This is a genomic window from Rhodopirellula sp. SH410 (assembly GCF_055811895.1).
The window spans coordinates 5111073-5124393 of the sequence record NZ_CM147949.1 but is presented as its reverse complement, the minus strand read 5'-3'; the positions used below and the strand labels follow the sequence as shown (position 1 = coordinate 5124393).

The following is a 13321-nucleotide window of genomic DNA, read 5'->3' as shown; positions in this document are numbered from 1 at the left end:
CTAAACCAAAGAGACCCCGGTCTACTCTCCGCGAAGGCCGCGAGCCTGGTCAACCGGTTTGGTCTGAGTCGTTCGCGCGGCCTCGGTGATCCCCGCCGTTCGCCGACTGCAGTCAAGATTTGTTTTTACTCACTATCACTCGTTGCTGAGGCATCAAATGCAATCTCCACACGATGATGAACAGAGCTCCAACCGCCCGAGGCGACGCCACAAGGAGCGAAACGTACTACTGTGGATTATTGTGCCGACACTCGCAGGATCGCTTCTCGGCATCGCTTTCTTCAATGCTGCAGCGGGTGCGGCCATCTTAGGGCTTCCTGTCCTAGCTGCCTCACTACTCACTCGTCGGTTGATCGGTAGAGCTGCCAATGACCGCGAGATGGGAATTGCGTCTCGATGACCCAGACGGCGATTCACAATACGGCGAACCATCGGATGCAACGAAAGTCCGGTTGAACGTTTTCCTACAATGGTTGCTCGTTCGCCGGACCTCGCTGATCCGTTCCGTTCGTCGACTTGATCACACCTTACCAATTGCATGAAACGTCGAGTTATTACCAACGACTTTACGCCTCATGCCGAGGATCGAATTGGCGTTGAATCGCTCGCTGAACTCAACTCACGTTTTGCTCTCACGTCGCGAGGGCGAGTGTGGTCGGTTTCCGTGACGCATCGATTCAACGACTCCGACACAAAATGGCTATCGAGCCTTCCAAGGCTTGCCGAGTTTAATATTTTCCACTTCACAAATGTTGATTCACAATTCACGCATTCCGGTGTTGCGAGCGTTTCGGCACTTCCCCGGATCATCGGAATAGCGGACTGCAACAATTCGCTTCTCGGCGATGAGGCGGCCAGGCATATTTCGACTTCTTCGTCGCTCCGCTGGGTCAAATTACCAAATTGTGGAATTACAGATCAGGGTGTATCGATGATTGCTCGGGCCACGCAGTTGATTGGTTTGTCATTAAGCTCAAATTGCATCTCAGATCAATCTGTCCCTTCGCTTTGTAGACTCGCAAACCTTCGGTATCTTTGGATCAATGACACTGAAGTGACGCCTGAGGGCATCCAAGAAATTTCAGCGACGCTAGATAATTGTAAAGTTCATAAAACATGATGGTCCAATAGCGTTTCAAAACTGCGCAGAGCATTCGCGACGAACCATGGCATTCACACGGAGCGGGTCTTGCAGCCGAATTTGAAATGGATATCCTAGCTGCCCCCGCATCGGTGAATTCCGCCGTTCCCCGACTGAAATCCATGGAACCTGCACAGCCGAATGGAACACCAACGGTCTTGGCTTCGCGACCTCGCCATATCTGTCTTTGCGCTCACATCTATTTCGGCGCTCTGTGGATTCCTGGCCTATTCTGCAAGCTCTATCGACGTGACACCGCTTAGGACGTTCGCGATTTCAATAATCGCAATCCTCTTCGCCGTGAACGCGATGATCTGGCTTTGGGGGATTTTCTGGATGTTGGTTCGACGCCAATCATTCGTCTGCCGTGTTACTTCACGCCTCATCGAATGCTTCTGTCCCACTCCTCTGCGTGGCTCATCGTTCACACTTCCGTTGCACGAACTGGACTCCGTCCGAATTGACGCCTTGCACGAAGGAGGCCAGCGCTGCACGCTGATCACAACTGATGGACGCGAGTACGACCTGACGTTTTACTACGGCAATCCGGTTCATCTTGTCATCGATGCGATTGCCCACCTCAAGCCCGATGTGGCGATCGTAGGCTATACGCCATCCGCGATCGAGGGCGGGTCGAAATCGGCGGATAACGATGGCGATGCACCGGAATAAAGTGGTCTCTACGTTCGCCTACAGAAATTCACCGATGAGACTTACAGCGATCGTCCTCCTTCTTACAACAACGTGCATCGGATATGCGCAGGATCCAAAGCCGGATGAAACTCCAAAGCGGTACTCGAAGTTCCAAGGCGATTGGGTGGTCACGTCGATGCATACGGAATCCGATCGCTCAGATAAGCCACCAGAAATCCTTGTCAATGTAGACGGCGATAGGTTCACGCTCAGCGGTTCGGGCGTCGCGAAAGGCGTTCCCCAACCCCTTGAGTTTAGAATCCCCAAAGACAACAAAGAAAATCCGTACCGTGAGCTTCAAAGATTGGGTGGGAAGAAACTAGATGACATTGTCGACGTCAACAATCAAATCATGGTTTTCTGGTTTGTCGGAATCTACAAATGGACAGACGAGGAGCTTCATCTCGCCCTGAAATACTGTGGACAAGGACTCGAGGGCCAATATTTTCGTGATTTCCGGCCGCCTTCGTCATTCGACGACAATCCAACCGACGGTGAGGTGCGCCTCGTTTTGAAGCGAAAGAAGTAGATGAAACAAGCACTGCACCTGAGTTGCGAAGTCGGGCGTTTTGACAACTGAAAATCTCTCGTCGCGACCGGATGATTGCAGACGTTCGCCGACAAATCATGGACACTGACGACAAACGGTTGATCCTCGCGGAGCACCTCGATCGCTTTCGCGCATGGACATACGAGGCACTTGCTTCAGAGCTCAATCGACCCCGTTCTAAACACGACTGCCTCGCAACGCATGATGGCGTATTCGATGACGGCACAGGATTCCATCTTTCATTTGACGTTTTTTGGGACGATCGACATGGTGGCGACATCCGGGTTTGTGGCGACATCACGACGCCTCCCGCGGTTCCTTTCCGACAGATACTTTCAATACACCTGCCCGACGCCTCGGATTCGTTTATCATGGCCCCTGACGGTAGCTTCGTCGGCGAGTAGTCGACTAGTGAGTTTGGCGACTTGCGGGAAGACGCTGCCTGGAATTCGCTGCTAGAACATCTTTCGTCGCTGGAGTGGGGCAGCTACATCCAACCGCCGCCCTCGGGATCGAGCGGGCCGAGCGACTTGGTGCGTTACCTGACTCGCTACTTAACGGGCGGTCCGATCAGCAATTCACGCGTCGTCGCGGCGGATGAATATGAAGTGACGTTCATGGCTCGCGAGGGAACCAAGCAGGGCGGTGAGTCAAGGCAAGTTCCGGTGACGCTCACCACACTCGAATTCGTACGTAGTTGGTGCATCCATATCCAGCCTGATCAGCTGACGAAGACACGATACTTTGGTGGTTGGAGCAATCGTCAACAAGCGAGTTACCAGCAGCGTTGCATCGACGACATCAACGCCGCCGAGCTACCGTATGCCGCCGGCGCGATGGAGTTCCCACCCGCGGAACCTGAGGCCACCGAACCAAGATCGACGCAGCCAACGTGCCCGCGTTGCGAGCAGGCGACCCTGCGAGTGGTATCGACGACTCCGCGTCCATCTTGGCGAGAGATATTTTCACGTGGCAGCAAAACGATGCCAGCCTGGTACTCCGGTTCGTTGCAAGGATCAGATCGAGCGTTCTGGGACGGTGCCAATGGTGACGGTTTTTACGACTGGTACCTGAAACATCAGGTAGAAGGTGCATACGCAGTCGCGGCGGTGACGCTGGATCCAGTGAGTGCCCCAAGCAGCCAGCCAATGCTCCCAGGACTAGAATTTGGCAGTTACTACGCGATAGAATAGAGTTCGTGGTCGCCACCGCCGCATCACTCGGTACGCGAGCCCAGCAGTGTGGCGACAAAGTTCAACGCACGATCTATCCGCACGTCAGGCGAGCAGCCCAACCGACAAAGTTGAGCTTTTTCTACGCCTGACATGCGGATAGATCGCAATTCGTTACCCGACTGATGCACTCCCAACAAACCTGTCGGCTCCGTTGCAACATTCGCCATACCAACCGCCAACTGAATCATCAGCCGCCGCAGACCCTGTTGTGTTCGACGGCGATCCACTCGATAACCCGCGTTTGCTGGTCTGGGTGCTTCGTGTGCTATCGCTTTTGCTCGTCCCGCTCGGTTTGCTTTCGATGCTTGGGGCGCTCAGCCTTCTCACTGGCGACACCTCAAACCCGGAACTCTACGAACTGTTCATCGTGCCTGCGATGGCGTGTGGCCTTTCGGTTCCCGTCTTGCTCGTTTCTGTTTTCGTTTATCGTAAGTGCTTACCGGACATTTCGCTGCCTGACCGTATTTGGTTTAATGGGTGGGCGGTTTTGCCGTGGCTTGGGATGGGGCTATCCATCCTAAGCGGGTTCGTTCGTGCTTGAATTCACCACGGCGGGTAACCATCGCGTGAACCGGAGAACGCGAGTTGAGCGATTTGGTCGTTAGAAACTTTCCTGCGCGTTCCCGGTTACGCGTACCGTTCTGCCAAAAATTTAGTCACACTAACACGTTATGAGGTCCAGAATGAGATGTCGTAGCTTCGCGCTGTTGCTGGTTCTCTACACGCTCACGACCTTTGCTTCTGAGCTACCCGCCCAGAATCCAACGCCTGCGTCGATCGCGCGGCAGCGATTCAACCAGGTGTTCGTCAAGGTGATCATGCCGGTCACCGCTCGCACCCCGAAGCAGGATGGACCCGTCGTCGAGTCCTGGGTTGCAGAGCAACTCAAAGAGCTGGGCGAGTCCGAGTATTTCGCTGTCACAGACTGGGTGCCTGTTTGTGACGGGCTGCTTGAGGACGATGAAGTCGACAATCGCATCTGGAGTGGTAGCCTTGTCGGCAAGAATTCTGGTAGTTTTTGCCCTGTCGGCGGCGACCTTCCTGAACGCAAAGATGGCCGAGTGTTGGTTCTCGTTGGTGGCTGGGATCCAGGCGGGGGACACGAGACGAAGGTCACACTGGTGGATGAACCTGGCACTCGAGCCGTTGAGCCGGTGCTGCCTTATTATGCCCGCGGAAAAAGAAAGGCGATTCCGGGTGAAAAGCCGCTAGCTTATGTGGCCGTCCTGATTGGGCCGCCACCTCGAGAGCGTGTCACGTCACACAGCAATGATGAATAGGCAGAACCATGCGGTGAACGGGAGCCGCCGATAACGCGTGTTTTGAAATCATAGCTTCTTGGCGGCGGCCCCGTTACCGCTGTCGTTCGGCCATCGGAGTGAAAATGAAATATCTTGTTGCGATGATGGCTTTGATTACCTTCGGTGCTCAACTTGGGTTCTCGCAGGAGCGATCGATATCAGGCCGAGTCGTTGATGCAGAAGGGAAGCCTGTTGCGGATGTATCGGTAGCAACTTTTTGGCGAGCAAATGGAAGTGCAAAAAAGTCGGACGGTACTGAGTTCGATTTGCGGGACAAGACGCAATTGCGAGAGTATTGGGGACGGCTTGGTCAAATGGACTCAACTGAGTCCACTGAGTCCACTGAAACGAATGCTAACGGCACGTTTACAATCTCGCTAAGCTCAAGAGATCGCGTTTTGTTTGCCCTGACTTCAGATCGGAAGTACGGATGCATCACTGATGTATCTGACAATGTCGATAAAGAGCCCACGATTGTCATGCGGCTTGCTCGACTTGTCACCGTGAAGGCAGAATTTCGTGCGTCGGTTGAAGGAAAATCAATCGACTGGTGTCATGCCTATGTAGAACTTCCTCCTAATGAGAAAAATCCGCTTGCGAGCAATAGGTTTATTTCGTGTGGATCTTTTGATCGTCGTTTTGAGGTAAGTTTGCCCCCGGGTAACTACCGACTGGATGCTTACGGAGTTTCCGATTCCGCCGCTGACATCATTGATCTTCGCGTTCATCCAGCCCCAAAATTCACCGTTCGGAGTACGGATACCGCACTGGATATTGGGATGCTGGATCTGACGCTTGCGCCACTTTCTCGCGAGGTCTTGGAGCGTGAATCAAAAGAAGCCGCGAGATGGAAAGACTATACGCAACATTATGGTGAGCCTGCACCTGAGTGGCATTCGGTCGATGGGCGTGGCATCGACCATCAACAGAACCTGAAGTCCTTAAGGGGAAAATGGGTGATACTCGACTTCTGGGGCATGAGTTGCGCTCCATGTCTCGCTCGCGGGATCCCAAAGATGATGGACTTCTACGAAAGGAATGCAAAGTCGAGGGAGAGATTCGAAGTCATTGGTGTCTGCATAGACTTCTCGGGCGAAATCGACGAAATGTCGAAATTGGACAAAGCGTTGTCGTCGGTTAAAACGCATGTGTGGAAGGGAAAGAAGATTCCGTTCCCTATCGTACTCGACAATACCTTCAACACTTGGGAACGCTACGGAATCCCGGGTCTCGGTACGGTTGTTCTCGTCGATCCCGACGGACGAATCGTTGAAGGAGACGAGTCGACACTGCAAGCGATCCTCGACAAGGCCGAACAATGAAATGCACGTGCGGACTGGCAAGGTCTGATTGACAAGAACAGGAAAAGGAACAGGAAAAGGGCCACCCACTTTTCAGCTGCCCACTTTTCAGCTCGGGCTGCGGCTTGTTTTTCGGCCGATTTAACTACGATCGGGGCCTCGCAGAGTGCCGCCACCGAGCATCGGGCTGATTCTGATCCGATTCTCCAATATCGGCGCAGCAGCGACCCCGGATGGAATCAAAGTGGGAGGTTTTCCGAAGACGGTCAGGCCGAAGATATCCCGAGTGGGTTGTCACGGGCGCAGAGCCAACCTTGACTGCGACGGCTGGCTTCCTCGGCGAGGTGTTCTGGGCTGCCCGCTGCTCGCTTGAACACCCGCCCAAATCGGCTCACGACGTCGCACCAGGCATGGGTATCCAAGCCGATGCGTGTGAGGATCGGCTGCAAGTGCGAGGGGATCGCACCGACCTTGTCACTGCGGAGTTGACGGCCCGTCCAGTCGAGCAATTCCAGATAGCTCGCCAACGAGACACTTAGGAAACCTTTCAGGCTGCCTCGTCTGCCCGAATGATCCAGGTGCGGCCCGACGGGATCGCTCTGCTCGTCAATCTCGATTGGACTCATCCAGCCACTGTGCTGGCGACCGCGGCTTCGCTCCCAGTCATGGGTGCTTTGGCGGGTCCGATCGGAGCATTGAGTCAAGTCGTCAATCCGATCCTTGGCTCCGGTGTACTTGCTTGATTCAGGCGTTTCCGCCATGGCGGCACGAATCGGGTTGAGATCCACGTAGGCCGCACACGCCAACAAACTCGCTTCATCGAGGAGTACCTGTGCCCGAAAACGCCCTTCCCAGAACCATCCCTCGCAACGCGATGGAAATCGGGATTGGCCGATCTGACCAAATCGGGATAATTGACTTTTCCGCACTCAAATCGCTCGTTTGCTGGCTGGAGCGGTACCACCGCAAACAAATCACGGAAGGTCTCCCATGCGCCCCGACGGAAAACCCGCCGCTGTCCCCCCCCGCGCCTATCGTCGCCATCGATAGTAAAAGCGGTTCCTCTCGATCGCGTGTGGGAGCATGCGATCGACCCGCAGACCAAACATCGAATTCTGCAACTCCTGTCGCAAGCAGCGGCCAAGTCATCACTGAAGTCGCCCCGCGGCGAGGAGGACAGTGATGAATAATTTTGCAATTAGCGCGAAGGCAGTTCTCGAAGCGAGCCCAAGGAACTTCCTTCATCCGAAAGTGACGGCGGAGCATCTCGAGCTTGATGCGGCCGTGTATGTCAGACAGTCCACCTGTGCCCAACTACGAGATCATCAGGAATCAACCGCACGTCAGTACGCGATGAAAGATCGTGTCATTGCACTGGGCTGGGAGCCCGACAAAGTGATGGTCATTGATGACGATCTTGGTCTCAGCGGAAGCGGCAGCGCCCAGCGAGAAGGTTTTCGCCGACTGCTCGAATTAATCACCGATCAAAAAGTCGGTCTTGTCGCGGGACTCGAAATGAGCCGCTTGGCTCGCAACTCAAAGGACTGGAGCGATCTGTTTGAAGTATGTGCGATTTTCAATACGTTGATTGCAGATGAAGATGGTGTCTTTGACCCCCATGATCCGAACGATCGACTCGTCCTGGGCCTCAAGGGAATCATCAGTGAGATGGAACTGCACACCATGAAGGTCCGACTGGAAAGAGGGCGTTTGAGCAAAGCTCAGCGCGGGGAGTTGTTTCACGATGTTCCGGTTGGCTATGTCCTCGACGCGCGTGGAATGCCACAACTCGATCCTGACGAATCCGCACGTCACGTGATGAAAATATTCTTTGAACAATTTCAAGTGATTGGTAGCTCTCACGCCTTATTTCATTATTTGTCTGAGCATCACATTCGACTTCCGTTTCGCAACCGACAAGCAGGGGTCACGAACGAGATCGACTGGCGTTTGGCGGCCAAGACGACCGTTTACGAGATGCTCAAACACCCGCTCTACGCTGGCGCGTATGGCTATGGACGTAAAAAAAAGTACGGTCTTAAATCACCACAAAAAACGTCAAAAAAACATCTTCCGCCCGAACAGTGGAAGGTGCTACTGCTTGATCGACATCCTGCTTACATTACATGGCAGCAGTACTGTGATAACCAACAACGTCTGGCCGAAAACGATAGTCGTCCCGACCGCAGTGGTCCGGTTCGCGGTGGCACAGCGTTGTTAGGTGGAATCATCAAGTGCGGCCATTGTGGTCGTCGCTTGTCGGCCAACTATCCGAAGAATTCTCATTCAATGTATGGCTGCTTTCGCCACCGAACGGTCGCCGCTGCCACGCCATGTCACAGCTCGATTCGTTGTGAGATATTGGATAGCTTCGTTGAAAGTAAAATCCTTGAAGCTCTCTCGCCAGCAGGCGTCGAACTGAGCCTGCAAGTGATCGAGAATGAAGAGACGCGGAGGCAACAAATGGAGAAACTGTTTGTTGATCGCGTCGAGCAAGCACGTTATGCAGTTGAGGTTGCTGAGCGAGGCTATCGTCATGTTGATCCGGCCAATCGTTTGGTAGCGGCACAGTTGGAAAACAATTGGGAGCAGTCGCTCATTGAACTGCAAGCCACTGAGCAGGAATTGAACGAGCTACGAGGCCAAGTTTCAACAAAACTCGCACAGGCTCAACGCGATGTGATCCTTCAGTGTTCTCGCGATGTGCATTCACTTTGGAACGAATCGTTAAGCATTGTCGATCGTAAAGAGATCATTCGACTGCTACTACAACAAGTGATCGTAGCGGTCCAGAACAACACTCAGCGTGTCGACGTTCGATTGCAGTGGCGAGGTGGATATGAGAGCGTTTACGAGATGACACGAACGGTCACACTGTATCCGCAGATGGACAACTATCGTGAACTCATGACACGTATGCTTGAGTTGGTTTTGGAAGGGCGTCGAACTCCTGAGGTGGCCAAGATACTTGAGCAAGAAGGCTATCGTTCGCCGCGGCACACCAAGCCGATTTCAGCGTCGATGATCGGTAAGCTGCTAGCGGACGATCCAACAAGTCGTCAGCAACTGACTGCCCCCGAGCCACTTGATGACCAATGGCTTGGTAGCGATCTCGCATCCGCGATTGGAGTCGCTGAGAAAAAATTGAAAGACTGGGTGACGCGTGGTTGGGCGATTGCCGACCAACGACCGTTCGGACGCGTCTGGTTGTTCTGGGCAGACGAGAACGAGGTACAGCGATTGCGTCGGTTATCTGAGCACCAAAGCGGTCAAGGTCGCCCTGCACCACCAGAATCACTTCGGACCCCGCAACGTACTGTCCGAAAGACAAGCTAGAAACTCACGCAGCTACTGCGTAAGCACACGACAAATTCAACTTCTTCCAATTGAGAGTTTCGACGCATGGCACCGCACGTTTCCAAAAGTGGCCGCGAGCTTTGTCCTCGGCGTTACTGCGGCGGGCAATATGCTCGGCGAGACAGCGCATGTACCAGCTCACGTCAGACAATCGCTGACGCCGCGAGGCAAGAACCGCCGGCTGATTCAGGATCATGTTCAGTTCCGGTCTCGTCGGCACGGCGGGGCTGCCGTCAGGGTTACGACGCGCGGGGAACAGCCGCAGCCAACGCTGGGCGACCTCCTCGTCCGACCACGCCGCGACGACGTCCGGGCGACTTCGTAAGACGAGGTGCAGGTGATTGCTCATGATCGAAAACGTCAGGCAATCGATCGCGAACACGGAGGCGAGGAACTCCATTCGGTCGCGGATCCAGCCCCTGCGGTGCTCGAAGGACTCTCCTGTAACGGGATCGGTCCCACAGAGCCACGCCTTGCGGACGCACCTCTCGATACAGTGGAGGATCTGAACCTCATTCGGATCGATCACTTCCCCACGAGCTTGCCTGGGCATCTTCATCACCTCCATCAGCGTCACGGTTTTGAGCAGCGAAACCATCGGCAATGGTATGCAATCCGCGATCGAAGGCAACTATTTATTGCCTGTCCCTATTCTCCCTCTATTCTCTCTTTTGAAAATCCGCTGATTAAAAAGCTGCTAGAACATACTGCTGATATAGCACCTTCAACGGCATGGGGGTCAGTAACAAATGGTGAAGCGTATTCAATGTTCTTGTTCGCGCGACACGATGCAGGATATTGCGATCCGTTTTCGTCAAGCCAAATACCGTACATCCCTAAAGACGAATTCAATCAAGATTTTATGATGACCACGCCGAATGGACAAATGTACGGAGACTTCTTGGACGAGTTGAAGTTGCTGTACAACCGATGATCGCCGAAGGCCATCCGTTTTTTTGGCTCGTGCCTTTGATTTTTGCGATTGCACCTGCGTTATTGATGTTCGTAGGAACGTTTACGTTTGTCGCTTTCGCGCTGCTTCGCCGTCGGCGTATTTCAGTACGGTTGTTGTTTGCCATGGTTCTTCTCAACGCAGTTGGCTTTGGAGCAAGCGTTTGGTTTTACCGTTTTCTTGAGTTGTAGAAGGGAGCCATCATATGGGTCAGGCGTCTTTGAAGGCTGGACGGAGCCAGAACCCCCTGATCCATTCTGCTCAAAATGGCCGCCAACTTTGGCGGAACACTCACGGGGACCACGATCTCCGGTGGTGTCGACGACTTTGAAAATGTCTACCAGTACGATTACCGTCAATCGCGATCTGATTCATAGCGGCATCTTCCTCCAACGGTGCAACCTTTTGAATCCATGCCTGGAAACAGTTCTGAAATGCGAGTGGCTTGAGGCCTGCAAGCAAGCGTCCCAAGGTATCGTGAGACGGAATACCGTTGGGGAGTTTGAGATGCTTTTTCAACCATGCTTGATTAGTGTCCGCCCAGATGCCGATTGCTTGCGGTCCATCCGCTCCTGCAATGACCGCCATGATACAAATGACGAGTAGATCGCCGAAGACATGGAGTCGATTGACGTGGGAACGCGGGTCGTTGAGTTCGTCAAAACAAGTGAGTATCGAATCGACGTTATCGAACTGGATTTCGGCCATAGAGATGAACATTGGAAAGCGATGGGAAGCAAACAAATCACCCCCATATCATCACCTAAAAACCGGCTGAGCGCAACTCGACGCATGCTGCCTATTTAACCCAGGGTGCGCGTTGGCCCTGTCTCAGGATATGGCTGATATGCGTAAGATGAAGGTGACGCTTGTGTATCGCTACGCTGATGAAAAGGGAAGCGAACTTGCTCGATTTCAAATAAGCCCGCAGGACATTGAGTGAAATGCAAGCCGCCATCCAGGTGCATATGGCAGAACAAAGGCTCATCCGACGGAAGCGTGCGGCGGAGGTTTTCCAGGCACTACGAAATACGTTTCAGTCGGATGAACTGTCAAACGGGTGCGAAGATGCGACGACGTGCAACACAGTGATATTGATGGAAACGCCAGGGCAGTTTAGTCTTAGCGCTGCTTCTGCCGGACACTCGGATCGAGTTCAGAAACGGGGTTGGTGGTTCGAATCCTCTCGGCGGGCAGTCGCTACCCGACTGAGGCGTTGGAAAAACCACACTCTCCAGCCGTTCTTCATACACCCTCGACACCATTGTGGCTGATGGCCCTGGACCTGGGCCAGCGACTGCACCCGCATCAGTCTGAGAACGGAAAAAATGATCGAATCCGTGAAGGCGCCAGCAGTGAGAACCCATTCGATGCTGGCCTGGATTTTTGTGCCGGCTGTGATCATGTCATTGGGATGGGGATTGCGTGGATACATTGGCGGTGGGCCATTCGGTGCCATGATTCCGGGGGCGTTGGTGAGCCTGATGTTATGCGTGTATAGGCGCGTTGATGTCAGGGCCGCGTCCGTTGTTGTTGCATTTGGCACCATCGGGATCGGGATCGGTGGCAACATGACATACGGTCAGACTCTGGGCCTGATTCGCGTTGACGAAACATTCCTGTGGGGACTGGCCGGGACAACGACCAAGGGAGCAGTCTGGGGGCTTCTGGGCGGCGCGATGCTTGGACTCGGCTTTGTCGCAGATCGCATGCGATGGCGTCATCTGATCGGAGTGATGGGCTGCTTACTAATGGGGATCACCCTTGGCATCGCTTTTATCAATGCCCCCAGGTTGATCTATTTCTCTGATCCCCTGAACAAGCCACGCGATGAGTCGTGGGCTGGACTCCTTGTCGGCTCCATCGCCCTGCTAGGGTATTTGCGATTCGTCCAGCCGCAATCGTTTCGGTTGCCGGCCACGTTTGCCTTCTACGGAACAATCAGTGGTGGCCTGGGATTTGGCATTGGCAGCCTGTTCCTGGCCTGGCAACCGCATGTTTCGGAGGCCTGGCGTTGGCTGCCGTATTGGAAGTTCATGGAATTCACCTTTGGCCTTCTTTTGGGTGCCGGACTGGGATTCGCTGCCTACCGCTTGCGGGATCACTTAATCGCTGATGAGAATTCAGGCAAAACGGAGGTTCTTCCGCAGTCTCTTGCCAGTGAATGGATCGGCATGCTGGTGGGCGGCTCCGTGGTTCTGTTTGTGTTCTATTTTTGGTCAAGATTGTCGTTGCTCGTGTTTCCCAACCTGGCCGAGGTCACGCGCGGCAGCGTGTCGATGACGGCAACGGATGTGCTCACGGACTTCACTGGTCTGGGATGCGTCATGCTGTTGCTGTCTAGACGTTGGCCGACAGTGGCCTGGCAGTTAGCAATCAGCGTGACCATCGTGGCAGCGGCGATCGACTGGCTGCAAGATCTGCATCCTCGGGGCGACATCAACATGCCTGAGCAATACCGGCTGCTCTTTCTTGTGGCGACAGCGGCGGCATCCGTTATTTTCGTACAGCGATGGCAGCAGAGCCGAGCTCCCCAATTGACGAATCTGTTTCTCTTTGCTGCTTGTATGCTCATGGGGATCGGATATCTGATGGGGCTGGGAATGTCCGATATCTGGTGGCCCAACCCCGAATCGATTGCCGCCGCGGGCGGACAATGGTCATTCCTGTGGCAGAAGTTCCGCGGCGAGATCATTGTCCACGCGATCTTTTTGACGCTGTTCGTGCTGAGCCTGATTGCTTGTCTGCGGGAACGCTGCACAACGAGCCACTGAAGCCGCTGCCGGAGGGA

General features: G+C 54.1%; 13 protein-coding genes. 10 read left to right on the top strand and 3 right to left on the bottom strand.

Going from position 1 to position 13321, the window contains the following annotated elements; translation table 11 throughout:
• The first annotated feature begins 538 nt into the window (after nucleotides 1–538).
• The 7 genes from SH410x_RS18675 (at nucleotide 539) to SH410x_RS18645 (ending at nucleotide 6242) form a co-directional block, all read left to right on the top strand.
• A complete protein-coding gene (locus SH410x_RS18675) occupies nucleotides 539–1120 on the top strand; it encodes a leucine-rich repeat domain-containing protein (protein WP_473669786.1) in 582 nt (193 codons plus the stop codon).
• Nucleotides 1121–1477: 357 nt separating this feature from the next.
• Nucleotides 1478–1813: a hypothetical protein gene (locus SH410x_RS18670; RefSeq protein WP_473669784.1), complete on the top strand. Its 336-nt coding sequence runs from the start codon at nucleotides 1478–1480 to the stop codon at nucleotides 1811–1813.
• 34 nt (nucleotides 1814–1847) lie between these two features.
• Entirely contained in the window at nucleotides 1848–2363 is a 516-nt protein-coding gene (locus SH410x_RS18665; protein ID WP_473669782.1) for a hypothetical protein, read from the top strand.
• A gap of 446 nt (nucleotides 2364–2809) precedes the next feature.
• Nucleotides 2810–3577 carry a transposase gene (locus SH410x_RS18660; protein ID WP_473669780.1) on the top strand — a complete coding sequence of 256 codons (768 nt, stop codon included), beginning with the start codon at nucleotides 2810–2812 and terminating at the stop codon, nucleotides 3575–3577.
• A 193-nt stretch (nucleotides 3578–3770) separates the two neighbouring features.
• Nucleotides 3771–4160: a hypothetical protein gene (locus SH410x_RS18655; protein WP_473669778.1), complete on the top strand. Its 390-nt coding sequence runs from the start codon at nucleotides 3771–3773 to the stop codon at nucleotides 4158–4160.
• 142 nt (nucleotides 4161–4302) lie between these two features.
• The gene (locus SH410x_RS18650; RefSeq protein ID WP_473669776.1) at nucleotides 4303–4899 is read left to right on the top strand and encodes a hypothetical protein; all 597 of its coding nucleotides are present in this window, start codon (nucleotides 4303–4305) and stop codon (nucleotides 4897–4899) included.
• A 104-nt stretch (nucleotides 4900–5003) separates the two neighbouring features.
• The gene (locus SH410x_RS18645; RefSeq protein WP_473669774.1) at nucleotides 5004–6242 is read left to right on the top strand and encodes a TlpA family protein disulfide reductase; all 1239 of its coding nucleotides are present in this window, start codon (nucleotides 5004–5006) and stop codon (nucleotides 6240–6242) included.
• 245 nt (nucleotides 6243–6487) lie between these two features.
• Here the strand turns inward: SH410x_RS18645 and SH410x_RS18640 are convergent, their stop codons facing one another.
• Nucleotides 6488–7150, bottom strand: coding sequence for a hypothetical protein (locus SH410x_RS18640; RefSeq protein ID WP_473669773.1), 663 nt, complete (start codon nucleotides 7148–7150; stop codon nucleotides 6488–6490).
• Nucleotides 7151–7403: 253 nt separating this feature from the next.
• Between SH410x_RS18640 and SH410x_RS18635 the strand changes: the two genes are divergently transcribed.
• On the top strand, nucleotides 7404–9557 hold the full coding sequence (locus SH410x_RS18635; protein ID WP_473669771.1) for a recombinase family protein: 2154 nt from the start codon (nucleotides 7404–7406) through the stop codon (nucleotides 9555–9557).
• Nucleotides 9558–9561: 4 nt separating this feature from the next.
• Here the strand turns inward: SH410x_RS18635 and SH410x_RS18630 are convergent, their stop codons facing one another.
• Nucleotides 9562–10182 (bottom strand): transposase, encoded by a 621-nt coding sequence (locus tag SH410x_RS18630; RefSeq protein ID WP_473669769.1) that lies wholly within the window; start codon nucleotides 10180–10182, stop codon nucleotides 9562–9564.
• A 326-nt stretch (nucleotides 10183–10508) separates the two neighbouring features.
• Here SH410x_RS18630 and SH410x_RS18625 point away from each other — a divergent pair, with 326 nt between their 5' ends.
• Nucleotides 10509–10721, top strand: a complete 213-nt coding sequence (locus tag SH410x_RS18625) for a hypothetical protein (RefSeq protein ID WP_473669767.1) — start codon at nucleotides 10509–10511, stop codon at nucleotides 10719–10721.
• A 100-nt stretch (nucleotides 10722–10821) separates the two neighbouring features.
• On the opposite strand, the gene SH410x_RS18620 is transcribed toward SH410x_RS18625, so the two are convergent.
• Nucleotides 10822–11238: an ISAs1 family transposase gene (locus tag SH410x_RS18620; protein ID WP_473669765.1), complete on the bottom strand. Its 417-nt coding sequence runs from the start codon at nucleotides 11236–11238 to the stop codon at nucleotides 10822–10824.
• Between the two features lie 620 nt (nucleotides 11239–11858).
• Here SH410x_RS18620 and SH410x_RS18615 point away from each other — a divergent pair.
• Nucleotides 11859–13304: a hypothetical protein gene (locus SH410x_RS18615; protein WP_473669763.1), complete on the top strand. Its 1446-nt coding sequence runs from the start codon at nucleotides 11859–11861 to the stop codon at nucleotides 13302–13304.
• Nucleotides 13305–13321: the final 17 nt, after the last annotated feature.

Coding starts and splice junctions, on each gene's coding strand:
- SH410x_RS18650 (WP_473669776.1), top strand. CDS start 4,303: ATGAGATGTCGTAGCTTCGCGCTGTTGCTGGTTCTCTACACGCTCACG.
- SH410x_RS18670 (WP_473669784.1), top strand. CDS start 1,478: ATGTTGGTTCGACGCCAATCATTCGTCTGCCGTGTTACTTCACGCCTC.
- SH410x_RS18620 (WP_473669765.1), bottom strand. CDS start 11,238: ATGGCCGAAATCCAGTTCGATAACGTCGATTCGATACTCACTTGTTTT.
- SH410x_RS18675 (WP_473669786.1), top strand. CDS start 539: ATGAAACGTCGAGTTATTACCAACGACTTTACGCCTCATGCCGAGGAT.
- SH410x_RS18645 (WP_473669774.1), top strand. CDS start 5,004: ATGAAATATCTTGTTGCGATGATGGCTTTGATTACCTTCGGTGCTCAA.
- SH410x_RS18625 (WP_473669767.1), top strand. CDS start 10,509: ATGATCGCCGAAGGCCATCCGTTTTTTTGGCTCGTGCCTTTGATTTTT.
- SH410x_RS18615 (WP_473669763.1), top strand. CDS start 11,859: ATGATCGAATCCGTGAAGGCGCCAGCAGTGAGAACCCATTCGATGCTG.
- SH410x_RS18665 (WP_473669782.1), top strand. CDS start 1,848: ATGAGACTTACAGCGATCGTCCTCCTTCTTACAACAACGTGCATCGGA.
- SH410x_RS18635 (WP_473669771.1), top strand. CDS start 7,404: ATGAATAATTTTGCAATTAGCGCGAAGGCAGTTCTCGAAGCGAGCCCA.